This is a genomic window from Streptomyces sp. NPDC002403 (genome assembly GCF_053593015.1).
On the sequence record NZ_JBSFBQ010000033.1, the window covers coordinates 51,490 to 77,106 of the forward strand.

The 25,617-nt window shown below is 67.9% G+C and carries 19 protein-coding genes and 9 pseudogenes; 12 read left to right on the plus strand and 16 right to left on the minus strand.

Translation table 11 applies throughout. The annotated features are described in order from the left end of the window. Positions 1-77: 77 nt before the first annotated feature. The 4 genes and pseudogenes from ACWCPY_RS29220 to ACWCPY_RS29235 all read right to left on the minus strand — a co-directional run. Positions 78-401: pseudogene (locus tag ACWCPY_RS29220) on the minus strand (aminotransferase class I/II-fold pyridoxal phosphate-dependent enzyme); the annotation flags it as partial. Positions 402-461: 60 nt separating this feature from the next. Then, entirely contained in the window at positions 462-1,679 is a 1,218-nt protein-coding gene (locus ACWCPY_RS29225) for a cytochrome P450 (RefSeq protein ID WP_451269917.1), read from the minus strand. Further along, the gene (locus ACWCPY_RS29230) at positions 1,660-2,838 is read right to left on the minus strand and encodes an acyltransferase family protein (protein ID WP_451269919.1); all 1,179 of its coding nucleotides are present in this window, start codon (positions 2,836-2,838) and stop codon (positions 1,660-1,662) included. The genes ACWCPY_RS29225 and ACWCPY_RS29230 overlap by 20 nt, the downstream gene beginning before the upstream one ends. A gap of 185 nt (positions 2,839-3,023) precedes the next feature. Next, entirely contained in the window at positions 3,024-4,070 is a 1,047-nt protein-coding gene (locus tag ACWCPY_RS29235) for a glycosyltransferase (protein ID WP_451269921.1), read from the minus strand. A 934-nt stretch (positions 4,071-5,004) separates the two neighbouring features. On the opposite strand from ACWCPY_RS29235, the pseudogene ACWCPY_RS29240 reads away from it, so the two are divergent. Next, positions 5,005-5,315 (plus strand): annotated as a pseudogene (locus ACWCPY_RS29240) (transposase); the annotation flags it as partial. A gap of 170 nt (positions 5,316-5,485) precedes the next feature. Here ACWCPY_RS29240 and ACWCPY_RS29245 read toward each other — a convergent pair. Then, positions 5,486-6,610: an NADAR family protein gene (locus tag ACWCPY_RS29245; protein WP_451269923.1), complete on the minus strand. Its 1,125-nt coding sequence runs from the start codon at positions 6,608-6,610 to the stop codon at positions 5,486-5,488. Between the two features lie 194 nt (positions 6,611-6,804). Between ACWCPY_RS29245 and ACWCPY_RS29250 the strand changes: the two are divergent. Further along, positions 6,805-7,204: pseudogene (locus tag ACWCPY_RS29250) on the plus strand (transposase); the annotation flags it as partial. On the opposite strand, the gene ACWCPY_RS29255 reads toward ACWCPY_RS29250, so the two are convergent. The 4 genes from ACWCPY_RS29255 to ACWCPY_RS29270 form a co-directional block, all read right to left on the minus strand. Further along, the gene (locus ACWCPY_RS29255) at positions 7,197-7,634 is read right to left on the minus strand and encodes a hypothetical protein (RefSeq protein WP_451269980.1); all 438 of its coding nucleotides are present in this window, start codon (positions 7,632-7,634) and stop codon (positions 7,197-7,199) included. The pseudogene ACWCPY_RS29250 and the gene ACWCPY_RS29255 sit on opposite strands and share 8 nt — an antisense overlap. Before the next feature lie 65 nt (positions 7,635-7,699). Further along, positions 7,700-8,815 (minus strand): hypothetical protein, encoded by a 1,116-nt coding sequence (locus ACWCPY_RS29260; protein WP_451269925.1) that lies wholly within the window; start codon positions 8,813-8,815, stop codon positions 7,700-7,702. Positions 8,816-8,856: 41 nt separating this feature from the next. Beyond that, a complete protein-coding gene (locus tag ACWCPY_RS29265; protein ID WP_451269927.1) occupies positions 8,857-10,011 on the minus strand; it encodes a CynX/NimT family MFS transporter in 1,155 nt (384 codons plus the stop codon). A gap of 46 nt (positions 10,012-10,057) precedes the next feature. After that, complete coding sequence (locus ACWCPY_RS29270) at positions 10,058-10,783, minus strand: FadR/GntR family transcriptional regulator (RefSeq protein ID WP_451269929.1); 726 nt, start codon at positions 10,781-10,783, stop codon at positions 10,058-10,060. A gap of 629 nt (positions 10,784-11,412) precedes the next feature. Here ACWCPY_RS29270 and ACWCPY_RS29275 point away from each other — a divergent pair. Beyond that, on the plus strand, positions 11,413-11,940 hold the full coding sequence (locus ACWCPY_RS29275; protein WP_451269931.1) for a GNAT family N-acetyltransferase: 528 nt from the start codon (positions 11,413-11,415) through the stop codon (positions 11,938-11,940). Positions 11,941-12,088: 148 nt separating this feature from the next. Here ACWCPY_RS29275 and ACWCPY_RS29280 read toward each other — a convergent pair whose 3' ends face one another. From ACWCPY_RS29280 to ACWCPY_RS29295, 4 genes and pseudogenes are all read right to left on the minus strand, one after another. Next, on the minus strand, positions 12,089-12,577 hold the full coding sequence (locus ACWCPY_RS29280) for a GNAT family N-acetyltransferase (protein WP_451269933.1): 489 nt from the start codon (positions 12,575-12,577) through the stop codon (positions 12,089-12,091). A 201-nt stretch (positions 12,578-12,778) separates the two neighbouring features. Continuing rightward, positions 12,779-13,164, minus strand: a pseudogene (locus ACWCPY_RS29285) (DUF6415 family natural product biosynthesis protein). A gap of 435 nt (positions 13,165-13,599) precedes the next feature. Beyond that, a complete protein-coding gene (locus ACWCPY_RS29290; protein ID WP_451269935.1) occupies positions 13,600-14,073 on the minus strand; it encodes a DUF402 domain-containing protein in 474 nt (157 codons plus the stop codon). 113 nt (positions 14,074-14,186) lie between these two features. After that, positions 14,187-15,401, minus strand: a pseudogene (locus tag ACWCPY_RS29295) (IS110 family transposase). 160 nt (positions 15,402-15,561) lie between these two features. Between ACWCPY_RS29295 and ACWCPY_RS29300 the strand changes: the two are divergent. Then, complete coding sequence (locus tag ACWCPY_RS29300; protein WP_451269937.1) at positions 15,562-16,209, plus strand: transposase; 648 nt, start codon at positions 15,562-15,564, stop codon at positions 16,207-16,209. A gap of 909 nt (positions 16,210-17,118) precedes the next feature. Here the strand turns inward: ACWCPY_RS29300 and ACWCPY_RS29305 are convergent. Beyond that, positions 17,119-17,415, minus strand: a complete 297-nt coding sequence (locus tag ACWCPY_RS29305) for a hypothetical protein (RefSeq protein ID WP_451269939.1) — start codon at positions 17,413-17,415, stop codon at positions 17,119-17,121. A 778-nt stretch (positions 17,416-18,193) separates the two neighbouring features. Between ACWCPY_RS29305 and ACWCPY_RS29310 the strand changes: the two genes are divergently transcribed. The 4 genes from ACWCPY_RS29310 to ACWCPY_RS29325 all read left to right on the plus strand — a co-directional run bounded on the left by ACWCPY_RS29310 (position 18,194) and on the right by ACWCPY_RS29325 (position 21,885). Then, positions 18,194-19,591 (plus strand): tetratricopeptide repeat protein, encoded by a 1,398-nt coding sequence (locus tag ACWCPY_RS29310; RefSeq protein ID WP_451269941.1) that lies wholly within the window; start codon positions 18,194-18,196, stop codon positions 19,589-19,591. A gap of 20 nt (positions 19,592-19,611) precedes the next feature. Beyond that, positions 19,612-19,956, plus strand: a complete 345-nt coding sequence (locus ACWCPY_RS29315) for an effector-associated constant component EACC1 (protein WP_451269943.1) — start codon at positions 19,612-19,614, stop codon at positions 19,954-19,956. Positions 19,957-20,047: 91 nt separating this feature from the next. Further along, positions 20,048-21,145 (plus strand): caspase, EACC1-associated type, encoded by a 1,098-nt coding sequence (locus ACWCPY_RS29320; RefSeq protein ID WP_451269945.1) that lies wholly within the window; start codon positions 20,048-20,050, stop codon positions 21,143-21,145. Between the two features lie 389 nt (positions 21,146-21,534). Then, positions 21,535-21,885 carry a transposase family protein gene (locus ACWCPY_RS29325; protein ID WP_451269982.1) on the plus strand — a complete coding sequence of 117 codons (351 nt, stop codon included), beginning with the start codon at positions 21,535-21,537 and terminating at the stop codon, positions 21,883-21,885. Positions 21,886-21,936: 51 nt separating this feature from the next. Here ACWCPY_RS29325 and ACWCPY_RS29330 read toward each other — a convergent pair. Together ACWCPY_RS29330 and ACWCPY_RS29335 are read right to left on the minus strand one after the other, a co-directional pair. Further along, a pseudogene (locus ACWCPY_RS29330) lies at positions 21,937-22,240 on the minus strand (DUF6247 family protein). 156 nt (positions 22,241-22,396) lie between these two features. Beyond that, positions 22,397-22,768: a hypothetical protein gene (locus ACWCPY_RS29335; RefSeq protein ID WP_451269947.1), complete on the minus strand. Its 372-nt coding sequence runs from the start codon at positions 22,766-22,768 to the stop codon at positions 22,397-22,399. Between the two features lie 297 nt (positions 22,769-23,065). On the opposite strand from ACWCPY_RS29335, the gene ACWCPY_RS29340 reads away from it, so the two are divergent. The 4 genes and pseudogenes from ACWCPY_RS29340 to ACWCPY_RS29355 form a co-directional block, all read left to right on the plus strand. After that, complete coding sequence (locus ACWCPY_RS29340; RefSeq protein WP_451269948.1) at positions 23,066-23,608, plus strand: hypothetical protein; 543 nt, start codon at positions 23,066-23,068, stop codon at positions 23,606-23,608. 30 nt (positions 23,609-23,638) lie between these two features. After that, positions 23,639-24,412, plus strand: a pseudogene (locus tag ACWCPY_RS29345) (helicase associated domain-containing protein); the annotation flags it as partial. A gap of 516 nt (positions 24,413-24,928) precedes the next feature. After that, a pseudogene (locus ACWCPY_RS29350) lies at positions 24,929-25,093 on the plus strand (hypothetical protein); the annotation flags it as partial. Positions 25,094-25,364: 271 nt separating this feature from the next. Then, positions 25,365-25,601: pseudogene (locus ACWCPY_RS29355) on the plus strand (transposase); the annotation flags it as partial. Positions 25,602-25,617 lie beyond the last annotated feature (16 nt).

Sequence of the window (25,617 nt, forward strand, 5' to 3'; positions counted from 1 at the left end):
GCCCGGCGTCATCGTGCTCGACCGGGTGGAATCGCCATCAGGTCACCGTCGGCGAACCGTTCGACGGTCGCGGCGGTCGCGGCGGGATGTCCGAAGGGGTGGACGGGGATCACTGCCGCGGTGCGCGGGGTGATCGCGGCCCGTACGGCGTCGGGGTCCAGGCAGAAGGTGTCCGGGGTGATGCCGGCGAAGACCGGGGTGGCTCGGGTGAGACGGACGGCGGCGGCCGTGGCGGCGAAGGTGACGGAGGGCACGATCATCTCGTCGCCGGGGCCGATGCCCAAGGCGAGGAGGGTCGGCCACAGGGCGGAGCTCCCGGAGTTGACCGCGATGCAGGAGTGCCGGTCCACGCGGCCGGAGGGCGGGGTGGCTGGATCCGGCCAGAGGGGAACCCGGGAGGACGAGGCCCCCGGTGGCCGTGGCCGCCGGCGGGCGCCGCAAGGCCCTCGGAGCCCCGGACGTCACCAGACGACCGGCAGGCTCCGCAGGCCGAACACGATGTCGTTGTGCTTGAAGGCGGACTCCGCCAACGGCTCGGCCAGCCGTAGCCCCGGCACGCGGCGCAGCAGGGTGGTCAGCGCGACCTGCAGCTCGATCCGGGCCAATTGCTGGCCGATGCACTGGTGCGGACCGAAACCGAACGCCAGGTGCGTGCGGGGCGGTCGGCTCAGGTCGATGGTGTCGGGGGCCGTGAACACGGCCTCATCCCGGTTGCCGGACGGGATCGCGGCGACCAGCCAGCCTCCCGCCGCCACCGCGGTAGCGCCGACGGTGACGTCTTCGGTGGCGTACCGCAGCAGCCCGAACTGGATCACGGACAGGTAGCGCAGCAGTTCCTCCACGGCGGTGCCGATGGTGTCCGGGGCGGCGCGTAGCGCGGTCGTCCGTTCCTGGTCCGCCATCAGCACGAGGGCGCTGAGCGCGATCATGTTGGCGGTCGACTCGTGCCCGGCGACCAGGAGCAGTACGCCGAGCGTGGCCAGCTCCGGTACGGTCGGCGGCCGGTCGGTCGCCTTGCCGCGGACGATCAGCCGGCTCAGCAGGTCGTCCTGCGGCTCGACCAGGCGTCGGGTGATCAGTTCGCCGAGGTAGCCCTCCAGCCGCCGGGTGGCCGCGTCGCGGGTGGCCTCGTCGGCGTCGAAGCCGATCAGCACCTCGCTGTCGCGCTGGAAGGCCCCGTGGTCGTCGTAGGGCACGCCGAGCAGCTCGCAGATCACCAGCGACGGGATCGGCAGCGCGAAGTCCCGTACCAGGTCGGCGCTCGACCCGCCGAGCATCGCGTCGATGTGCCGGTCGGTGATCCGCTGGACGGACGGTCGCAGCGCCTCCATCCGTCGCATGGTGAACTCGCCGATCAGGAGCCGTCGCAGCCGTGCGTGCTCTTCGCCGTCCAGCTGGATCATCGAGCCCGGGGACGGGTCGCGCCCGTCGTAGGAGGGCAGCATGTGCATCGATCCCGCGCCGCGGGAGCTCAGCCGGGGATCCGTGAGCACGCTCCGGATATCCTCGTAGCGGCTGACCAGCCATGCGTCCATCCCGGCCGGGCAGCGCACCGGGGACACGGGCGAGTGGGCGCGCAGCCGGGCGTAGGTCGCGTCGGGGTCGAAGGGGCAGGAATCCGGCCGGGTGACCGGGAATTCGGGGACTTCGGACGCCGGGTCAAGGCGGGGTTTCGTCATGGGTGACGGCTCCAGGATGGCGGAGGGCGCGCGCATCGCGCCGACGCGGACGGGGCGGGCTCTCCTCGTGGACCGAGATGGGTCCGGCGCGACGGCCGCGCGGCCGACTGAAGCATCGGACCGCCGGGCGTTCGACCAGCGTGTAGAGGGCCGCCGCGAGGACGAGGCTGATTGCGGCGGTGAGCAGGATGTGCACCAGCCTCGTCGACGGGGCGGCGGTCACCGCTTCGCCCGTGGCGTGCACGCCGTCGATCGGGCCGTACTGGATGACGAGGTAGTGCACGAGGTACAGGGCGAACGAGATCTCGCCGAGCCACACCATGGTCCGACCGCTGAAGGGCGTGCGCGCGGTGCGTACGTCGGCGGCGGCGCCCGCCGCGATCAGCAGGGCGAGTGCGGACGCGGTCGGTCCGGCGCAGAGTCGGAACACGCCGGGCAGGTGGGACTGGACCACCACGCAGGCGATCGTGAGGAGGAACGCCGGCGTCATGCCCAGGCGGATCCACCTCCCCGAGATCACGATGCGCGCCATCAGGATGCCGAGGACGAATTCGAGAATCCTGGTGAAGGGCAGGCTGTAGGCGAACCAGGACTGCAACTCGGCGATCGCCGGGTCCCATGAGGTGGCCGGCCGCGTCGGTAGCGCCTGGGCGGCGAACGGGACGGCGATGATCGCGAGGGCGACGCCCGCCGCCCACGACCACAACCTCGATGGCCGGATGCGCCCGATGAGGCGGATGAGCCAGGGGAACGCGAGATAGAAGACCAACTCGCAACCGAGGGTCCAACTCGGCACGTTGATTCCGGTCAGCCCGCCGAGGGCGTCCAAGTTGGGAATCCAGGGCTCGATCAGCAGCAGCGGCGGAATCGTGTTGATCGCCATGATCGGCACGCCCGCGGCGGCCATCAGCGCCACGGTGGCCGCGAAGGTCACCAGGTGATTCGGAAAGATCTTCACCAGGCGTCGGCGCCAGAACAGTCCGGCGGTGTCGTTCGAGTCGGCGACCCAGGTGAGGATGAAGCCGCTGAGTACAAAGAAGAAGGCCACCCCGACCGGTCCGAGGGTCGTGATCAGGTACGGCAGACCGGGGTGTATCGATCCGACAATCTGGCCGGCCAGATGGGAAACCAGCACGGCGAACGCCGCGATGAACCGCATACCGGTCAACGACGGCAGACGGCTCGGACGAGCGGACGGTTCCGGCGCCTGCATCACCGCATCCCTGTCGACGACGACATACACGCCACCAAGGCTTCTCGGGTGGCGTCCGAACATGTGCGTAGACCGTTGGACCACTATCGGATGGCCCCGTCGGAACGGTCAAGTAGTGTCTCTCCGGAGCGTTAGGAAGCGGCCGGTGGTTCCACCCGGGCGTACGTCTCCGGCGGCACCGGGAAGCGCCTCACCAATTCCTCCATCCAGGCGGCCGGATGGGTGGCCAGCGCCGCACCACCGGGGAGGGCACGCGCTTTGCGGATGCCCTCGATCTGTGCCTCGACGGCGGCCTGAGTGGTGTACCGGTCGGCAACCCACTGACGGCCCGCCTGCCGCACCTCGTCCTGGTCGGGCAGGTCGAGCAGCTCAAGGGCCTTGTCCGCCAACTGATCCGTTTCGAGCTCCGGAATCCGCCACGCAGACGGCGATTCGAACAGTTCCGCTCCGCCGCCACCAGCGTAACCGGTCACCAGGCAGCCGCTGGCCATCGCCTCGGCCGGCGGCAATCCGAAGCCTTCGCCCTCGGGCGCTCCCAACGCGATGAACACCGACGTGTCGGACAGGACGCGAGCGACCTCCTCGTGGGGAACCGCGTGGATGTCGTACAGTTCGACGCCCTTGGACCGCGGGTCGGCGTGGAACAGACGGCGGAGCAGCGTGCTTTCGATCGGGCGCTTGCGGGACATCCACGCGATGCGCCGAACCCGCTCGGTCGATGCCGGTCGGAACAGCTCGGTGTCGATGACGTTCGGCACCAGGTGCGGTTCGAACTCAGGCAGGGCGCGGCGGAACATGTCGACGCCCGCCTTCGAGATCGTCCACAGAGCCGGCCGGACCGACCAGCCCGGATACGGGCCGGGGTCGGGGCAGGTCAGGAAGTTGACGTAGTGCCCCTGCGAGTAGATGACCTTGTGGCCGCCGGGTGCCGGGTCGTGGTCCGGGACCACGCTGACCTCGTGCAGCACGAGCACGTCCTCGGGCCCGAGGTCCAGGGTCATGCCGGACAGCGTCGGCACGTCGTCGTCGAACCACGTGTAGCGGAATCCCGGCGTGGGCGTCCAGCGGAACGCCTCGACGCCGACGGCCCGCAGCAGCGAGACCTGTTGGTTCAGCACGCGAATGCCGCCCAGCGGGAACTGGAACTCGAACGACGCGTAGATCACTCGGCCGGTCATCGTGCCTCCCTGAGAAACTACGATCGGTGAGACCAGACCACGGGGGTTACGGGCGTGGGCGGTTGGGCCAGGGAGGTGGCGTCGCCGTCCTGGAGCCGTGGAGCAACGTCCGTACTCAGAAGCTGGGCCTTCCCCGTACTCATACGCTCAGGGTGGCAGCAATGTCCTCCTGTGTCACCGGCCCGACGCGGTCGAGGGACGTCACCCGGCTACCGGGGCTTTCTCCAGGCTGCCGCCCGCGCCAAGGAGTGGGACGCAGTCACCGGCCGGTCGAGTGCAACTGTTCTCTGCCGACTCCCTGATGGACAAGCGCTGCCGCGGGTTTCGGCCGAAACCTGACGGTCTCCCACCTGGCGGGCCGGTGCCGCTCCCGGAGCTACCGGGCACGTGAGTCCGGTCCACGCGGACGGAGGGCAGAGGGGCTGCACGCGGGCACCGAACCCCGTCGCGGCCAGGACCGGAGACGGGCGACGACGGCAGGACCACAGACGAAACCGCCAGTGTCCAGTCTCAGTGAGAAGCTGTTGTCCTTCCGGACGTGATGGACGCGCTTCCGCTGGCCGGGGATAGGAGTGGTGGGTCCGTGGGAGTGGTGGCCTGTCGGGTCGTCGTTCCCCGGGAGGTCGCGGATGCCGTCGGTTGTTGGACTGCTGGAGCAACACGAACCCGCCGCTCGGCGTCGAATCGACGGGCTGCGGGCGGAGGCCGATTGCAACTCTTCACTGGCTACCGCTCGCTGATCGCATCACAAGGCGACGGGACGCGCCTGCGGCTCCTGAGCCATCGGTTGCTCCGCAGCGCGGTGGAAACCACCCTCGACGACGACAGCAGCCACTTCAGTCAGGCAGCCGGCGACGCCGCCCTGGCAGCCTCGGGACTCATCGACGCGGACCGGCTCCAACGCATCGGAGCCAGTCCCGTCGCGGTCCGGGCCGCCGCCCGCCACCTCACCATCACCAAAGCCTGGGCCGACAGCGGCTACAAGAACAAAGCCATCGAACACGCGGCCACCCGTGGCATCGACCTCGAGATCGTCCAACGCAACCCCCACACCCGCGGTTTCACCGTCCAACCCCGCCCCTGGATTGTCGAAAGAACCCTCGGCTGGCTCATGCACCACCGCCGCCTGGCCCGCGACTACGAAACCCACCCACACAGACCAGCAGCGTGATCCAAATCGCTGCCATCAGCCTCATGACACAACGACTCACCCACCAAAACACCCCCAACTGGCGCGACACCTGACCACAAACGAAACAGACAACCGCAAATCAAACGCTCACTGAGAGCCAACCCGGACACGGAAGCGAGAACTCCCGACTCAGCCAGTCGCGGCTGTAGGAAGCGGGTGTAGTCCGGCACGTCTGCTCACGAAGTGCGCGTAGTCGAGCACTCCCGCCGCTCAGCAGCTCTTCCTAGTTCAGCACACTGGGGTCCTTGGCCCGGAGCAACTGCTGGGCAACGAGCTCGGAGCGGGTCAGCTCGAGCAATCGCCCCATCCAGTTCCGCCCTCGGCCGTCGGAGACATCTCTCCAGAAGGGTGAGTCCGAGAAGCCGGTGTAGCTGATCCTTGCGTCCCCGGTGGACACGAGGACCTGGGCGAGTTCGGGATGCTGACTGAACTTCGCGCGAAGGAGCTCGGCCATGACCGCGAGGCGAACGTTGGGCCAGTCACTCCGGTGCGTTGCCCGGCCACCCAGGTCATGCGCCTCTCTACCGGAGGCCGCATCGCGGATTCTGCTTCTGTCAGAAGCCTCGGCGGCCGACAGCGCCCAGTACCCATGCAGTACGGACGCATAGGACTCGCCGGCGAGCACGATCTGCGCAGGGAATTCGTTGCGGAGCGTGAACAGACCCGGCTGCTCAGGCCACCCTTGTGGGTAGACGGTTTCACGCGATATAAGAGCTGGTCGGCATGGTTCTGAAGGATCGTCGGCATGCTGGATGGCTCGCTGCTCCTGCTCGCTCTGGACTCCCTGATCTCCGCGGCTGAAGTAGTCCAGGACATCCTGATGCATCTCCGCCGTCACTACCGGGCCATCGCCGTCGACGGCCTCACCAATGTTCGTGAGCAGGATCCGCAAGGGACGGTCCTGGCGGTCCATATCCCCGAGGACATAGATCCGAAGATGCGGCGGAACCGCCAGATATGCCGCTCGGAGGAGTGCTCGGTTGGACTCGGCCGGCTCCTGCTGAAAGTGTCGGATCGCCTCCCAGCAACGTTGCGCGGCAGTTGATCGCTCATTGAGTGCTTCGATGCGGTCAGCGACTTCCAGAAGAAATCCCTCTGGTGTCAGCGGTTCGCCACGACGAGAGGCCCACATAGATGGTTCGTCGGGAAGCGGTGGAGCCTCGGGGTTGGTCACCGCCAATCGGCCTCTTGCCAGCATCTTCACGAGGCCGGCCAGGTCCGTACGTTCTCCGCAGATGATCGCTCCGTCCGCGAAAACGACCAAGTCGTCGAGGTAGTACTCACTGTCTGGTCGAAACCGCCGCCAGACGTGGCACCAGGCCCCATCGATCCTCTCTCCATCCACCATCCGATATGTCGGTCCCCGCCAAGTCATGGGCGCACGCTATCGCCTGCGAGACGATCATGGGAGTGACAAGGAAGTCCCAGGTCGCTGCTTCTTGCCCGGCCGGGGGCTGAGGTGGAACGTTCGAGGACGGCCGGAGTGGCGCGAGCATCCTTGGCGAAATGCTCTGCCAGCGGGGATGAGAGGAACTCCTGGAGACCAACCCTCTTTCCCAGGTCCTGACTTCGATGCCTGGCATCGAGGTCAGGACCGGAGCCCGCATCCTCATCGATGTCGGCGACGGCAGTAGCTTCCCCTCCGCCGCCCACCTCGCTGCCTACGCCGGCCTCGCCCCGGCGACCCGCAGCTCGGGGTCCTCGATCCGTGGCGTGAAACCGTCCCGCCGGGGCAACAAGCACTCAAAAGGGCCTTCTTCCTGTCCGCTTTTGCCGCCCTGGCCGACCCTGCATCCAGGACCTACTACGATAAGAAAATCGCCCAGGGCAACACCACGCCCAAGCCGTCCTCTGCCTCGCCAGACGCCGGGCCGACGTTCTCTTCGCGACGCGCCGCGACGGCACTTTCTACGAACCAAGGCCAGCCGCGGCGGTCACGTGACCAGAGGCTCCGCCAACAGCACCACCTGCTCGGCCTCGACATCGAACCCGAGCACCGGATGACTGTGGTCGCCGCCCTCGGCATCCATCAGCACCGGCTTGAAAGGCCGCCGCCCGACCACCCGCAAGAAGCCGCAGAACACATCCAGTCGCTTCTGACCCTGGAGCTCCCGCAGATCAACATCGAAGTCGATCTCCTGCACTGCCCGGAACCGGAAAATCGCCAGCACATCGGCAGCCGGCCAGACCCTCAGCTCCGGGCACTCAGCGTCAGCCGGGCGAGACAGAACTGCCTCCGCCCGGGGCACTGGCAGCACCGTCTCGCCTTCGGAGTACTGAAACGTCCAGCCGCTCACGCTGACGAGGTCCAAAACCGCCTGCCAGTCCTCAACCGAGGCATCAGGAACAATTACGTCCGGCAGCGGCCCCATCAAATCCGGGTCGAAGAAGCCTCGGTAGCCATACACAATGTCTTGGGGCTACCGCAGGGGGTTAGTTAATGCCGTGTGTATCTGGCAGGTAGCACCATTCGGGGATTGGAATCGAGGAGCACATCGGCGGGACCGAACCATGCGGCTAGTTCGCGGATTTCGGGATCTTCGAGAAGGCGGAGGCGACCGTCTTCAATAAAGGGTGTGCCGTCAATGGTGATGGTCGGCCTGTCGAACTGGCAGTCGCAGTGGGCGTGTCCTGGCCCGCTACGGTCAGGCTCCCCCTCCTCGGTCAGGGCGTCCAGGCCAAGGTAGAACGCACCGGCGTGCTTCTCCCGTTCGAACTGGGTGCCACCGCTTGAGCGCACTTTCGGGTTGAGTCCGATCAGGGCGTGCCGCAGGTAGTAGCCCCTTGATGAATAGTGACGCAGCTCGGTGGCGGCAGTCGCGCCCTCGATCGCTGTTACCACGTTGTTGGTGAGTTCGATCGTGGTGGGCTCGGCCGGTGTGCCAGTGACCGTGGACTCCTCGACGACCAGCAGCCCGTCGGTGCGGTTGGGGTAGAAGTTGACGCCACCGTAAGGGAAGGGCCGCCACATTCCAGCGATGAGAGGAGCGTGATGGCCACTGGTGGCGAAGTCACGGAAGGTCACGTCGGTGCCTGCAGCGGTGGTTACCCGGATCTCGCTGGCTGCGGCGAGTTGTGCGGTCGCCTTGGCTTCCAAGGCGAAATACAGCTCCAGCGGGAAGCGGGCACCGGTGGCCAGAGCCGATGCGGTCGCGGTCTGGTGCAGTGAGAGGAACCGGGCCTTGCGCTTGGCAACCTCGTCGAAGAACAAGCGGTCGCTGTGCACCTCACCCCACCATGTGCAGGAGAGCACCACATCAGCCTCGGCGTGGATGGCCGACAGCATTGGTGATGGCCGCTCGGAGTCCCAGCCACCCGCGCTGAACGGGGGAACGGCCAGAACGTGCACCTCGGCGTTGCGATAGGCGGCTGCTGCCGCCAGTGCCTGCACCACCACAGGGTCCACCGAGTTCTCCGTCAGGATCAGCACCTGTTCGCCGTCGGCAACGGCGGTGTACTCCATGACGTTATAGGCGCCGGGCATGAGTTCGGTGATGGACAGCGGTGCTGCCATGGGAGTGTCCAAGTAACTGAAGCAGGTCGTTCCGTTCATGCGGATCGAATCCTTTCCGGTGTCAGCTGGGCGGTCGTTGATTACGGGAGGCGGACGGCGCGACCAGCACCAAGGCCGAAGAGGCCCTGAACGATGGTCAGCGCGACAAGAAGGCCGAGCGGGACAGTCCACCCACCGGCGAGGTCGTGGGCTGAGCCGAACAGCAGGGGCCCAACGGCGGCCAGGAGGTAGCCGACGCTTTGGGCCATGCCGGACAGCGCGGCGGCCTGGGACGCGTCGGCCGCGCGCTGGCCTTGGAACGTCAGTGCCAACACCAGGCAGGCGCCGCCGCCAAGGCCGATCAGCACACTCCACACGGTCGCCATCTCGGGGGCCAGGAGCAGCCCCAGGTATCCGGTGGCGCACATCAATGAACCGCTGACGGCCAGCAGCCGTTGGTCAGTGAGTTGTCGGGCGAGTATCGGCACGGTACTGCTGGAGACCAGACCGGTCACCTGGAGCAGGAACAGCTGCCAGCCGGCGGCGCCTTCGGAGGCGCCGTGGTCGTGCACGATGCTGGGCAACCACGCGATCGTGGTGTAAAAACCGAGGGACTGCAGTCCCATGAACGCACTGACCTGCCAGGCCAGTGGGTAACGCCACAGGGTGTGCGCCTGCCCCGCTACGGGGGCGGTGGATGTTACGGGTCGGCGACGGGCCAGTCGCGGTGCCCAGGCCAGGACCCCGAGCAGCGCCAGCACCGCCCAGCAGCCCAACGCGGTATGCCATCCTCCGGGAAGATGGTCGGCCAGGGGCACGGACACCCCGGAGGAGACCGCGGCTATCAACCCCATGACCGTGACGTAGAGCCCGGTGACTGCGGCGATCCGCCGTTCGGGAACAGTGCTCTTGACCAGCGAGGGCAGCAGCACGTTGCCGTAGGCGATCGCTGCTGCCATGACCACGGTGCCGGCGAACAAGGTCACCATGCCTGGTAGCGAGCGCAGCACAATGCCGACCGTCAGCACCAGCAGAGCGATCCACAAGACACGCTCGGTTCCGTGGCGCTGCGCACTCCTGCCCACCAGGGGTGACGTGGCCGCGAAAGCCAGCAGTGGCAAAGCGTTGAGCAGTCCTGCCGCGGTGCTGGACAAGCCGGTGTCGTGTTCGATCATCGGCAGCACCGAGCCGACACCTGTCAGCGGCGCCCGCAGATTCGCCGCAACAAGCAAGATCCCAACCAGGAGCAACCCCACGCGAGGCGCTCCGTCCTCGTGACCGTCGGATTCGACCCCGGGAGCGTCAGCGCCTTTCGGAACAGTCACGCTCATGCACCCCCTCTTGCCCCAGCGCGGCGCGACGGCTGATCCGCACGAGCGTGGAGGTGGCGGAGCGGGCAGTCACCGCATCTCCCGCCGCAATGGCCTCTACGAGGGTGGTGTGCCAGTGGTCGTGTTCGGCGGCGATATCCCTGTCCCAGGTCAGCCCGGCGACCGCTGCGGCCAGCGCGCTCCCCAAATGCTTGTAGACCTCGGCAAGCAATCCGTTCCCGCCGGCTTCCACCACCGCCAGGTGGAATGAGCCATCGACGTCAGCCAACGCGGTCATCTCACCGGCACAGTTGGTCTCCTGCGCCTTGTGCAGCAGCTCCCGCAATCGCTTCACGTCTGCGCTCGTCCGACGTTGCGCGGCCAGCCCCGCAGCATGCTCCTCCAATACCGCGCGCAGCTCGAAGACATCGGACAGGTGTGCCGTTGCCGCCCTGCGCACCAGCACTGCCTCCAACTCGCTGGCGACCCGGACATAGGTGCCGTCTCCGGCACGGGCTTCCAGCAGGCCCAGATGCACCAAAGCACGCAAGGCCTCTCGCACGGTGTTGCGACTGATTCCGAGAATCGCGACCAACTCGTGTTCGGAAGGTACGCGACTACCGACCGGCCAGCGGCCGGAGGCGATCTGCTCCCGTAGTTGATCAGCGGCCTGGGCGGACAGGGTCGCGGCACGGCGCGGCTCTCTCAAACCCTCCATGCAAACCTCCAAATGTTGGACAGCTGCAGATAAACACATGACGCCTCCACTGTGGCAAGGTGACCTATGTCACACCACGGGCTGTCGGGAGCGTCGGAGCAGCCGCAGGCGCTTGAGGTGTCCGCGTGACGGCGGTGTGCGGCCTTCCCCGGCCGGGGCCGGCCCCTGAGGGCCATGCAGTTGCTTCAAGTTGATGCTTTCAATCCTGAGCTCCTGGTTGGCGCTGTCGCGTTAGCGTCTTGGTGTGATCACAGAGAGCACCTCGTACTGGTCGCCATTCGGAAGAACGACGGCAGCTTGAGTGCGCAGTGGACGGCTGACCGGCTCGGCGAAGACGAGCACGGCGTGCGGTTGGGCACGGCGCAGAGGAGTCCGACGGGCTCCCCTGCGAAAGAGCCAGGTTCCGCCGGCCTTCTGCTCGGGCACGGCCTGCCCTGCTCCTCATGCCGGTGCTCGTCCGGCCGGGCCTGCTGTACGTCGGTGACGAACCGCCGGTCGCAGTCCTCGCACGGACGGGCACGAGCCGGAGAGCCCGCCAAGGCCGGCTGACCTTTGCCGGAACGCGGTCGGGCCCAGGAGCAGCAAAAATTGGGCGACGTGTTCGCGGAGCATCGCCGAGGATGGCCGCCATGACCCACGTGATCGAAGCCCCCCATGCCGAAGACGCCGCTTCTCTGGGGCCTGTGCAGTTGAGGGCCTGGCTGCAGACGTATCTCAATGACGAAGCGGGGATCGATGAGACATGGATCCGTGAACAGCGCGGCGCCGCCGCGACCGCGGAAGGGGTCACACAGTGGCGGGAGTTCATCGAGGCGGTGAAGCAACAACCAGACCTGTTGTTTTGCCGTGTCGTCCGCTTGGATACGGAGATCGTCGGCTTCCTCTGCGGCCGTCGGGACGAGGTGGTCACCCTCGGGCCAATGTATCTCCTGAACGAAGCCCAGGGCCAAGGCGTCGGAGGCCGATTGATGAGTGAGTTCCTCGCCTGGGTGGGAAGCACACCGGTGCGTCTTTGGGTCACTGATTACAACGAACGAGCGGTCCGCTTCTACGAGCGCTACGGATTCAAGGCCACAGGCGAGCGAGAGCTCTGGCGAGGGAAACTGCCCAATGTGCGCATGACCCGAGACTCTCCGTCGAACGACAACCTCAGCTGAGTGAGCACAGGCCAGGTCGGCTGAGACGTGACCGCAGGCTACCTCGACGGCCAGCCGCGCCCTGACAGGCGGCTGCGGCTGATGTTCGGCCGCGCAGGATTCGCCCTGTTGAGGAAGAAAGTCCTGCTCTCGTGACTCATGCGGAGGATCAACGAGAGGGCAGACCGGTTGGGCGATCCAGGGCATACACCGTGACTGGGCTGCCCTGCAGTTGGTCCTCGCGACGCGGCGAGAACCCCAGACGCTCGGCCACCTTCACCGATGCCTCGTTGCCCGGCCGCATGAGAGCCGTGAAGTAGTCGTTTTCAAGCGCGGCAAAACCCCAGTCCAGACACGACAGAGCGGCCTCGGTCGCATACCCGTGCCCCCAGTGATCCGCTCGGAGAGTCCAACCCAGTTCCACTTCATCGAACTGTTCCCAGTACTGCAGACCGCTTCGACCGACGAATGCGCCGCTCGACTTGAGCTCAATGGCGCACAGACCATGACCTCGTTCATCCCACTGCCGCTCGATCCCAGTGAGTCGTTCCAGCGCCTGTTGACGCGAGAAAGCTCCGACGAAGCGGTTGACCAGCGGGTCAGTATGAAGCTCGACGAAAACGTCGAGGTCAGACACACGAAGAGGTCGCAGAAGCAACCGATCATGCGTCTGAGCATAGATCTCGGCACCAACCGAACCGACGCAATCTCAGCCACATCACCGGGCGTGAACGCACCACAAAAAATGTGGACCGGAGCCACGACTCGTGAACAAAGCCAGGCGGTGTCCGATTCGAGGGGCCCACACCTTCGGTCACATCTGCGGAACACCGCTGGAGGCAACTGTCCGGCCAACGGTTCAGCCGCTGCTCGGTGCAACCTTCTCCGGGGCAGGCGCGGTCTCCAGACGGTCCAGGCGTTCGCAGAGGGCGCGGACGAGGCGGGCGCGGTTCTGGACGCAGCGCACGGTGCCCTCCAGTTTCGAGGACAGCCGGCCTTCCGCTTCGGCCAGAACGATGTCGGCGAGTGCCCGGGCCCGCTGCTCCTGGGCAGCTGGTCGGCGCGGTGGCGGACGTCGGAGGCGATGGCGCGGGCGTGGCCGGTGAGTCGGAGCGCGATCTGCTCGTAGTCGCGGGGTTCGAGGTCCGGGTCCTTCCACGCGAGCACCGCGGTGACGAGTGCTTCGTACGGGGCGCGATCCAGCGGGAGTTCGGCCTCGATCAGCCCGTGGGGGTCGTAGCGCACGACGTGGGTGTCGCTGGTCGTGCTCCCGCCGCGTCGTCCTGGTCGTGGTCACCGGGGTGGCGTCCGGGGTCTGGACCGCGAGGAAGCGGGCGTAGCCGCGATCGAGCGGGAGGTGTGTGTCGAGGGTGCCGGTCGGGTCGTGGACAGTGCGCAGGCGCTGCACCGTGCCTCGTGCAGTGGTGAGGACGAGCTGCGTGCGGTGGTGTCGGGCACGGGTCTGTCTCCCCCAAGGGCGGGCTGTCGGCGTCTTGCTTCCGGACAACCGCGCGGGCCGGGGCGGGGTGCATAGCGAAGACCGAAGCCACGCCGGGTCGGTCTGCTCCGCCTACCCCAGCGGCCCGGCGATGGCTTCGTGCAGCGGGACCGATGTGCCAGGCTCCCACCCCCGGTCGCACCGCCGGTCCCCCCGCCGGGCGCAACCCTCCAACCAACGGTTCAGCCTCCTTCCGGTGCGCCCCTCTCCGCAGCCGTCACAGGCCGGGGAAGGCACGGCGTGGGCCAGGTCGGCTCCCACCTCCAAGCCGCCCACCGCTCCGCCTGCGCGAAGACCCCGGCGGGTTCGGCGAGCATCGCCAGGACCTCGCTGCGGGCAGCGTCGACGGCTCGGTGTTCCGTGTCGGAGACGATGCCGAGCCGCCGCACGTGGGCGTACTCGTCTTCGTCCTTCCACTCCCAGCGGGTGAGGTCGGGCGTGACCACCAGGTCCACGGTGAGGTCGAAGGTGTCGAACCCGGCCTCGGTACGGCGGGTGGGGTGCTCGAAGTTGACGTACCAGTTCCGCAGTCGGCGTCCGTCCCCGTCGGGCACGTAGAAGGCGTTGACGCTGAACCAGGCCGCATGCGGCTTCCACAGGAGAAGGTCGGTCTCCTGCCACACCGCGTCCGCGAGCTCCCACCGGCCGGTGGCCATCGCATCGAACGGGGATGGAGCCTGCAACGGCCCGAGCGGCGGGCGGTCGAGGGGAACGAGCCGGAGATCGCCCGTTGGATCGCGCACGAGTGGCCGCGCATCAAAAGGTGCCCCTATGGTTTTCGTCGAGCGGTAGCGATCTTGGGCGGTTCGTAGAGGGTGCCGTCGCGGAGCATGGCGAAGAGGACATCGATGCGGCGTCGGGCGAGGCAGACGAGGGCCGCGACGTGGTGTTTCCCCTCGCGGCGTTTCCTGTAGTAGTAGGCGCGTGAGGCCGGCTGTGAAGGTGAGGCGAACGCGGCGAGGTAGAAGGCTCGCTTGAGCTGTTTGTTGCCTCGCGGGGCTGGGTGCTCGCCGCGGATGGAGGAGCCGGACCGGCGGGTGGCGGGTGCCAGGCCGGCGTAGGCGGCGAGATGGCCGGCGGTGGCGAAGCTGCTGCCGTCACCGACGTCGATAAGGATGCGGGCTGCGGTCCTGACCCCGATGCCGGGCATGGAGGTCAGGACCTGCGAAAGAGGGTGCGCCTCCAGCAGCTCCTCGATCCTGGCGGCGAGGAGTCGGCGCTGGTCGAGCACGGCGGTGAACGAGGCGGCCAGGCTGGGGACGATCAGCGCCGCGGCATCGGTGCCCGGCACGACGACGGTCTGCTAGTCGAGCGCGTCGAAGATGTCCTCGACGAGCCGGTCCGCCATGCGCGGGGCCCTGGGCCGCAGCATGGATATCAGTCGTCGCCTGCCGGCTTTCCGTAACTGTGCTGGTGAGCCGTGACGTTCGAGCAGGAACCGGACTGCCGGGTGGTCCAGGCGGGGGCCCAGGACCCGCTCGAGCGAGGGATGGATCTGAGTCAGCAGCCCGCGCAGACGGTTCTTGGTACGGGTGACCTCGCCAGCCAGGTCGTCATCGAAGCCTGTGATCATGTTCAGCTCGGCCACGGTCTCGCCGTCCGGCGCCAGGTCCCGCAGAGTGTGCGGCATGGTCCGGGCGGCATCGGCAATGACCGCAGCGTCCCGGGCGTCGGTCTTCGACTCGCCGGGGTAGAGGTCGGCGATCCGCCGCATCGTCAGCCCCGGAAGGTAGGCGACACGGCAGCCGGCATCGCGGGCCACAGCCAGCGGCAGGGCGCCGATCGAGGCCGGCTGGTCCACCACGACCAGCATCTTTCCGTGTTTGGCCTGGAGTTCCTCGAACAGCTCACGCAGCCGGGGTTCGCTGTTCGGCAGCGGTTTGTCGAATACCTTCTTGCCCGCGGGAGTGAGGGCGGTGCCGTGATGCTCGCCCTTGCCGACATCCAGACCGAGGTAGACGTCGATCTCGCCTTCGTGGTGCACAAGCCCCCCCAGGGATCCCTGCCCGGTCCCGCTTGCGGCACCAGCGTGCCGGCATCCACGTTACGAAGGCCTGCTTCACTCGACGAGCTCGGCGAGCGGTCATGCCCCTGATCAGCGGTCTGCCAATGCCTCCCGGCCCGGTGACACCACTTTTTCGATCATGATCGACAAGGGGCTCAAGTCATGCCGGCCCCGGAGACCGGGCACCCCATTGCGGGGCCACGAAAACGGTAACGGGGCTCCGGCAGGTGAACCCGCCGACCATGCCATCCGGTCGCGCGGCGGACTGACTACGAAGATCCACCTTGCCGCCGACGGCCGCTGCCGACCGCTGGCCTTCCACCTCACCGCAGGCCAGGCCGGGGATGCGCCCGCCTTCACGGACGTCATGGCCCGCGTGCGCATCCCCCGACCGCGAGGACGACCTCGCACCAGGCCGACCATGGTCCTGGCCAACAATGCCTATTCGTCCCGCGCAATCCGAGAACACCTGCGCAAGCGCGGCATCCGGGCAGTAATCCCCGTTCCCGGCAGACCAACGCAGCCATCGACTGCGTCGCGGGAGCCGGGGCGGAAAGCCACCGGCCTTCGACCGCGAGACCTACAAACAGCGCAACACCGTCGAGCGATGCATCAACCGCCTCAAACAATGACGAGGAATCGCCACCCGCTACGAGAAAACCGCCACCATCTACCTGGCCGGACTCCACATCGCAGGGATCTTCCTCTGATCAGCCAGCTGACCATCGAAGTCAGTCGGCAGCTCTGGTGTTCAGTCCGGGGCCTTCTGTTCCGAGCGACCCGGTGAAATAGCACATGTGCTCAGGTGCGCAGGCGACCACGAAGTCGACGCTCCCATCGTGACACTCGGCGATGCTCCAGAAGGGACGGATGATCCGAGGGTCTGATCGAGTCCGCCTGCGGATCTGGCGTATCTCGATATGTTCGGTCGGCAAAGCGCGACGCGCGAGCGTCTTTACCTCGGTGGGCGATACGTGCAGAGCAGTTCTGGAGGCCGCGAGGAAGACTACGACCGGACTGCAATACGGGCGGTCGCCGAGGACACATGCCTCGAAGAGGACCTCACCGCCCTCAGCGAAGGCGCGAGCCTGAGCCCTTGTCCGCCGTTTCCCGCCGAAATCGGGGACCAAGAGGCCCCCACTACGTCGATCAGGAACGCGATCACCTGGGCACCCACTCCTGGTTCGCGGTGCACGCCCCCGCACGCCGCTTGCCGAAAGCGAAGACACAGAGCCCTCGCGCAGCGCAGTCGCCACCGCCCACATTCGGCCGTCGCGGAGCAGCAGGGCTGGTCACGGCCAACACGGGCAGCACCCGTGTGCCGCCTGGCCCATGCAAATGCTGCGCTGCACCCCGGCGACCACCACCAGGGTCACGAGCAGCATTACCGCGACGACTGCTGCCACCCGCCCGTACTGCAACCTGCTGCACACCGCGGCGAGCAGCACCACCAGGAGCAGCGGGGCACGCTGCCGCAGGCCTTCGTCTCACAGCTCACACCCTCACACCTCACCCGTTCACCCGGGGAAACGGGCTGTGTGCCACACAGGAGCAGCCGGGGTCGGCGGTCTACAGCACGGTGCCAGGGCGCGGCGGTCGCCGGACAGATCCGGCTCGACAGCCGCATCCCAGCGGCCATACCCGGACCGCGGACCAGACCGCGGTGGAGACGTAAAGTGGAGCCGGAGGCGGAGGCCTACCATGCCTTGGGGCGCTTTTTGAATTTGGCGGCGTGATCGAAAGCAGCGTTGTACTTGCGGCCGTAGTTTCTATCGATGATGGGGCCGTCTGAGTCGTGTTCGGCGATCAAAAAGACGTGCCCGAACCATGAGACCGCCGTCGGAGGGGTCGAAGCCTCGACCAGGTCGGCAACTGAGTTGATGCGCGGGTCAACCACGGAAGTGCGCCGAAGACAAGCCACAAAGTCCTCTCGCGCCTCTTCAGCTGAGAAGAAGGGCCTTCTCGCCCTCTGCACCGCCTCGCCGTTCTCCACAGATATCCATATCCAACCCCAAATCCCCACTTGGCCTCTCCCCCTGTCGCGTGAACCTGTGAGGCTATGTCGCGACGGTTATCCGCACCAGTTATCAACGAGCCATTTCAGTGGTGGCTCGCGCGGCTAAGGGGCAAAAGAAGTGCCCCAAGCGCCACACAGCCCCGCCCAGTACCTACGAGCCGTCATCCAAGGCCACCCCGCGCGCGTCCGTGGTCAGAATCGCGATCAACGTAATGCGGCGCGGTCGCGTGATCACGGTCTTTACGGCCCTTGCCCGGGGAGGGTGAATGAGGAGGGACCTCCTTTCTGCAGAGCGGCGCACCCAGCCCGCTGAACCACGGCCCCTGACCAGGGGCGCAGCGGTCACCGGCCCGGAGACACTGACAACCTGCTGCGCAACAGGCCGGGCAACCCGTTGGACAACCTGTTGCGCAACCACGACGGCCAGGAAGCGTGACGTGGAGTCGTCATACCCGCCGGGCCTTACTTCTAGCATCACGCTGACCCAATCCCTGACTCGGGCGACGCCGCACTTCGCAGGGCGCCCTCCCCGCTTCCGTCGATCGAGCGTCCCGCTTTGCGAGACGGTCGCCTCACCGCTGTTGGACGACGTGCCGCGTCGGCGGATCCTGCTCCGTTGTCGGCACGAAAGTCGGATGAGCACGGCTGTTCTCGGGCAGTATGAGGGTGCGGACTCTGAACCGTTGTCGTCTGGCCGGGCGGATGCCTGGCTCGTGGTCGACGCGCATCATCCGCACACCGACAGGGGGGTCAGGTGGAGGAGCAGTATCGTGCGGCCGCCGAGGGCGGCGATCCGGAGGCGATGATCCGGCTGGGTTGGCTGCTGGAGAAACGGGGAGACTCCACCGGCGCCGAGCGCTGGTACCGGCGGGCCGCAGCCGGCGGGCACCCTGGCGGGATGGCGCGGCTGGGACAGCTATTGCGGGACCGGGGAGAACCAGAGGCGGCTGAGGGCTGGATGGGCAAGGCTGCGGAGGCGGGGGACGTGAATGCGATGGGAGGCATGGGTTACCTCCTTGAGCAGCGCGGCGACCTCGCGGGCGCCCGCGCGTGGTATCGCCGGGCGTCAGAGGGCGGCGATGCCTACGCGATGTGGAAGACCGGGTGCCTGCTGGTCCAGGAGGGCCTGCTGGACGGGGCACGGGAGTGGTTCTGCAAGGCGGCCGAGGCGACGGGCAACTCCGTGGTGCAGGGAAATGCGCTGAGAGATCTCGCGCGGCTTGCAATGCAGCGCGGCGACCCGGGCGAGGCGGAACGGCTGGTACGAAACGCCGCCGAGATCGTGTCGCAGGCGAGCGACGCGCCGGAGAACGAGTCGCTCGAGCTCGTGGCGGAGCTGCTGACCTTGTTGGCGTCCCTGCTGACGGATCGTGGCGAGCCAGCCGAAGCGGAGGGGATGCTGCGCTGGGCCGCCGGTGTCGGACACCTTCCTGCGACCTTTTCTCTGGGCGCTCTGTTCGAGCAGCAGGGGGATCTGGCCGAGGCCGAGCGCTGGCACCGCCAGGCGGCGGAGGCTGGATACCTCCGTTCGATGATCGTGCTGGGCGCTTTGTTGGGGGAGCGCGGGGACGAGGCTGGGGCCGAGCCATGGCTCCGGTCAGCGGCCGAGATGGGAGCGCCGCTGGCAATGGACCTACTGGGGACGGTGCTGGAAACGCGGCAGGAATTCGCCGAGGCGGAGCAGTGGTACCGGGAAGCCGCGAGCACCGGGATCTCCCACGCGATGATGCGGCTGGCCCATGTGCTGGAACGGCGCGGTGCACTGCCCGAAGCAGAGCAGTGGTACGGCAGGGCGGGCGACACCGGTGATGATCTCGCCATGTTCAAGGCGGGTGCGCTGGCAGAGCAGCGCGGCGACCTGGTCGAGGCGGAGCGGTGGTACCTGCGGTCCGCCGAGGCGGGAAACGAGTTCGGCATGTTCCAGGTGGGACAGCTGAGGTGGAACCACCAGGATTTGGAGGCGGCGGAGCTGTGGCTGCGCAGGAGCGCCGCTGCCGGTAACGGGTCGGCGATGGCGATGCTCGGGCTGCTGCTGGCCGGGCTCGGCGAGATGGCCCAGGCGGAAAAGTGGTGCCAGCGGGCGATAGATGCCGGATACGCCAACGCGCTGATCGACCTGAAAGCCGTGACGGAAGAACGGCGTTGGGGATGAGAGCCGAGAAGGGAAGTGCGATGCAGGCACGAATCCGATTGACCGGGGACCGGGCTCCGGCGGAGCTGGTCGAGCTGGATGGCTGGCTGTCGCGAGAGGACGAACTCCGCGGGCAGGCCGCTATCGAGAAGCCCGAGACGCAGCCCGAGCAGATGGGCGGGCTCGCCGACATCCTGATTGTGGCTCTCGGCGCTCAGGGAGCTGGCGCGGTGCTGGCCGCATCGGTCGCGGTGTGGATCAGGCACCGCCGCCCGTCCGCGGACATCGAGGTCACCGGCCCCGACGGACGAAGCGTCAAGATTTCCGTACGAGACGCTCCGGTGTTGGACGTAGAAGCCGTACTGCGCCATGCCTTGGAGCAATAGCACGGCTGTCCGGACCCGCCCCCTTCCGACGCCCGGACGGCCGTGCCGCGCGGGCGCGAACGTTGTGCCGCAGCGCACCCTGGAGCGATGAATGCGCCTGCCGGACCCGCTGCGCTCCAGGGCCCTGCTACTGGGTTCCAGCGCGTATACCGATCCCGACCTGCCCGACCTGCTGGCCGTGCGCAACAACATCACCGACCTCGCACAGGTGCTCCAGGGCCCCTGGGGCCCCGCCCTCGCCCCCGATCACTGCGTACCGGAGCCCGACCAGGCCGATCTCGCGGTCATCGGCGCCCGGGTGGTGACCGCAGCCGCACAGGCGGAGGACCTCCTGCTGGTCTACTACGCCGGCCACGGCCTGGTCGGCCCGGACGGGGAGCTGTACCTGTCGCTTCCCGGTACCTCCAGCGACCCCTCGCTGATCCCCTGGACGGGGCTGCCGTTCAACCTGCTGCGCCGCGCGCTGGCCACGGCCCGTGCGGCGAACCGGGTCCTGATCCTGGACTGCTGCTTCTCCGGGATGGCCATCGACACGATGGCCACGGCCACCTCGGTGGTCGCTGGCCAGCTTGAGGCGGCCGGGACCTGCACGCTCGCCTCCTCGCCGGCAAACCGGCCCTCCATCGCGCCCTCCGAGGCGAAGTACACGGCCTACACCGGCGAACTGCTGAACCTCCTGCAGCACGGGTCGACGGAGGCGGCGGAGTTCCTCTCTCTGCTGACTATCCACGAACATCTCGCCAGGGTGCTGCCCAGCCAAGGGCATCCGCGCCCCGAGCAGCGCAACACCCGCACGGTTGGCAAGCTCGCCCTGGTCCGGAACCGGGTGTACGCCGGTTCTCTCGACCCGGAAGCGCTACTCAAGGAGGGGGCCCGGCTTGAACGGATCGGCGAGACCGCCGACGCGGCACGGTGGTACCAGATGGCCGCCGATGCCGGTCTGTCCGACGCGATGCTCCGGCTGTCACACCTGCTCAGACGAAACGGAAACCTGAGCCAGGCGGGACTCTGGGAACGGAGGGCCGCCGATGCCGGCAATCTGACCGCTATGAACGACGCGGGAGTCCGCTCCTGGCACACCGGAGATCTCGCCCAGGCCGAGCTCTGGTTCAGGAAGGCCGCCGATGCCGGAATGACCGAGGCGCAGGAGAACATCAGGACGCTACTGAGGCAACAGGGCCGGGACTGAGGGGCCCTGGCGGGTCAGGGCGTGTCACCGTTGGTGCCAGGATTGTTGTACCGCCAGGACTCGCAACGCGCAGCTGCCGACGGAGCTCCACCCTCTGCGACCGCCCGGCCCATACGGCGTCGTGCTCCTGACGCTCATCGCGGTATGGCATCCCGCAGGCTGGCTCCGTCCACGAGTTCGGGCTCTGGCTCAGCTTCCGTGCAGCTGCCACTCTGAGTGATGGCCGGGCGTCTCGGGCAGCTCCGGAATTCGCCCGAAAATCAGCCGTTGCCAGGGTGGTTGGGCAGAAAGTCCGGGCTGTGGAAGAGATCGTGCTCCGGCTGAAGGAGCTGTTGTTCCCGTCAGTCACGGACATCGCGGTGCTGTCGGTAGACGTGAATATCGAGATAGTGCGCGTTGATGCGCAGTGCACGACAGTCGGCGCCGCCTGCCCAGGGTGCGGGGCCTGGTCGACCCGGGTGCATAGCTCCTACCTGCGGTTTCCTGCTGACTCGCCGAGCGCTGGACGAAGAGTCGTGCTCCGGTTACGAGTGCGGCGGTTCCGCTGCTGCAACACCATGTGCACCCGGCGGACCTTCGTGGAACAGATACCCGGCCTCACTCGCAGGTACGGCCAGCGCACCGAGCGGATGCGCTCCACTCTGGCCGCAGTCGGTATTGCCCTGGCCGGACGGGCCGGCGCCCGGGTGGCTTCCGTCTGTCCCACACCATGTCTTCGACGTGCTCGGGCAGGGTGTTGAGGACCTTCGCGGCCGGGGCGGAGAAGCGGACCGCGTACGGCTGCTGTGCGGTCACCGGCGCCGCCCGCGCAGCTGCGCCATGTCAATGAAGTCGCTGTCGTCGTAGCCGGAGGCGGCGAACGCGTCGGCGGACGGGGCGGAGGCGAGGCGGCCCTGCCAGTCCTGAACGACCTCATACAGCCCACCGAGGGAGAACGTGCGGCGCGATTCCTCTCGCGCGGCCGCCCACTCCCGCTCGAAGGCCGGCACCCAGCGTCGGCGCGCGGGTCGGCGCGCAGCCGGGCGAGGAGTTCGGCCGGCGCCCCGGGCGCGGGGCGTACGGCGCGACGGGTGCGTGGTCGGGCTGCGCGCTCATCTGGTCCTCCCGGCGGGTCGTCACCTGACCGTACGCGCGCCGGATCGCCGTGGATGCGGTCTTGGACAGCTCCCTCCTACGGGGTGAGCGGCAGCATGAGGGCCGGGCCCCGGCAGTTGCGATGCCGGGGCCCGGCCCGTGGTGTTGCCGGCCGGGTCAGGCGGCGGGGCTGAGGACCACGGTGTAGTGGCGGCCGGTGGCCAGGTGGACCGTGAGGGTGTCGCCGTCGGCGGTGGCGGCCTGGCAGGCAGGGTGGGCCATGAGCGCGGGGAGGACGACGGTGCGCAGCACGTCGGCGGCGGGGCCGTCGGCCGGGGCCGGGGCACCGGCCGGGTTCTGGAACACCTCACCGTCGGCGCCGGCCTGGAGGTTGGGCACCCAGGTGCCCTCGGCCGCGGTGAAGGCGATGTCGCCGCGGGTGCCGGAGTCGGTGACGTCGCTGATGTCCGGGTGGGCCTCCAGGACGTCGGCCAGGCCCACAGCCTCTTCGTCCACGGCGGTCAGCCGGGCGGTAGGCGACGTGCGCAAACCGCTTCTCCTGCCAGAAGCTCCGTCATCCGGCCCGTGGTCCACGCGAACGGCGAGGCACTCGGCTGTCCCCGCTGCGCCACGCGAACCTCAAAAGAAGGTCCGGCGGAACAGGTCCTGCTCCGCCGGCACCTCTCGGTGTGGGGGGTGCCTGCTCCCGGCCTCGGCTCTGGTGCGAGACGGCGCCCGCCGGAGGGGCCCGGTTGCACAGACCCGTCCCGCACGGAGGAGGATACGGAGCGGGAGGGGATTTGAATGCGTTCAGAAATGCGGGATCCGGGACAGACGCAGGCGCGCGTGAGGGACAGGTTCGGCGCGGTACTGACGGCTTCGATGTCGATGCTGTTCGTCGAGGCAGTGATCGGGACGATCGCGCTCTTCGTATGGGGGCTGACCCAGCAGGGCCCGGACCGTCCCTACAACACGATGGGTCCGATCTTGATGGCGCCGTTCGTTGCGGCGGCCGAAGCTGTTCTCTGCGCCCTGCTGACGGTCGGCGTCGTGATGCCGCTCCTGGTCGTGGCCGGATGGCTCGGCCGCAGGCTCTCGGGGCGCGAGGCGTGGTGGTGGATCCCTGCGCTGGCAGCCGCCGCAACCGCCCTGCCACCCCTGGCCGCGGCGGTACTCACAGAAACCGGCCTCCTGGCAGGTCTCGGCGGGTGGCTCACTGTGACGGCGGCGCTCGCCGCCCCGACGCTGGTCGCCCGCAGGCTACTGCTGCTGGACCGCCCGCGGCTCTCCGGTGGCACGATGTTCGGGCGGGTGGCGTTGTACGGGACGCTCGCTGTCGTCACCGCTGGCACGCTCGCCAGCATCGGCCTGTACGCCGGGATCGGATAGAAGCTTCCGCATCTGAACAGAGAACGGGTCGCCGGGGAACTCGACCCCCACCGCAAGGAGCTGCTGGACGCGCCTGAGGCCGGGATGGTCTGGGAACCAAGCGAAGAGGCGTGGGAGAACCAGCTCGCCGCGCTCCGCTCCCACCGCCGCGCCACCGGGCACCTCGTACCCCGGCAGGACGCGGTCTGGGGCGAGGACGAGGCGATGGTGCCCATCGGGCAGCACATTGCCAACCTCAGCCGGAAGGGAGCCAAAATCGGCCTGAGCAAGGCCCCGGAGCGGGCCGCCGTACGCGCGGCGCAGCTCATCGCCACTGGAACTGCCCGTGGCCGCTGGACTGGCAGTGCCACTACCGCGCCCTCGCCGACCTCGTCGACGCAGACGGCCACCTGCCCCACATCGCGCCGGGCGTCGTCTTCAAGGGCGACGACGGGCAAGTGGCGGTGGCGGCAACAGGAACCGGGCACCTGAGCACAACTCCTCCCCGATCAGCAGGAACGGCTGACCGCGCTGGGCATCAAGGCCGCTGAAGCCCCGTCTCCCGCCCTGACAACCGCTCGTACGACGAGAAAGGCGCAGCAGGCGCTCCAGCGAGGCCTTGCGGCCCTCGCGCAGTGGGTGGAACGGGAAGGCACCCACCGGCCTGTACCGCGCGGCCACAGCAAGCCAATCGCGGCCGACGGCGAGACAGGGCCGGTGGCGGTGAAGCTGGGCGTGTGGATCTCGAACACCACTGCCTGGCGCGACAAACTCACGGCGGAGCGGCTGGACGCGCTGCGGGAGCTGGGCATCGACTGGGCATGACGGTCCGGCGCGGAGTGTGCGAGACCCCGGGGCGGCGATGGTCCCGGGATCTCGTGAGGCCGCTGCAGCATAGTGGTGCAATAGCACGGCCCCGGACGAACCGGCCCCGTCACCGCAGGTCAGGCGTGCAACAGGGCTCGGTGTTGCAGTGGATACGGTCGGCACCGCAACACCTCGGGGTGTGCTCGCCGGCCGAGCCGCGCTCGGGCGCTCCCAGTGGCTGGACATCAGTGGCCAGCGCCTGCTCCCTCCGTCTGGTGTGTCAGCAGTTGATGCAGGAAAGGTCCTGGCCCGTGAACCAGGTGCCAGCCGGGGCTCAGAGATCTACAGGGCTGGTGTCGCCCTTCGGGCCCGCCCAGTTCGAGGTGCGGTAACCGCCATTGCTCAGCCAGCCGATCACATACGGGCACTTGCCGTCCGCGACAGGAGCGGATATCCCGGGCTCTGCCCGGTGCCGGAGCCCTGCATCTCCCTGTCTCTGACATCGTGGCGTGCGGCGGCATCCGCGAGTTAGCGATGCGTGCGCCGTCATTTGTCGCTCAGCGCGGCCTCGGCATCGGGCACTACGTCGCCCACCGGACCCGGCACACTTCGGCCACCAATCTCCTGCGCAACGGCGCCTACCTCACGCACGTCAAGCGCTACCTCGGCCAGGTCTCCGAGAAGATGGCCGAGCACTATGTCCACCTCGCCAACACCGGCCCCCGCCTGGAAGACGCGCTGAACGCGGTCCGGGTCGCCGGCCCCGGAGCGTCCGAGCCGGGTCTCCTCCTGTCCGGCAGCGAACCCATGACGCGGGAGCAGGCCGGGGCACTCGTACGAAGCCCGACCCGACAGCCTCGGCCGATGGCGCTGGGCCGCCGATGTCCCCTGGCCCCGGGCGGTCCCGGCCAATGTCTGCGACGGCGCTCCTCCCCCGACACCGGGCGTGAGACAGGTGGCGCCCGTCAACCGCCGCGTCGTCCGCACCACCAACGCGATCGGGTCCGTGAGCGCCCGCACCCAGCGGGCGGTCGAGGCCCGTGGGCACCTCCCGAACGAGACAGCCGCCCTGAAGTGCGTCCACATGGCGATCATGTCTCTGGACCCCACTGGCAAGGGACAAGCCCGCTGGACCATGCGCTGGAAGACCGCACTCAACGCCTTCGACATCACCTTCGGCGGCCGGCTCTCCGCAGCCTGTCAGTAACCCCAACCACCCTCGA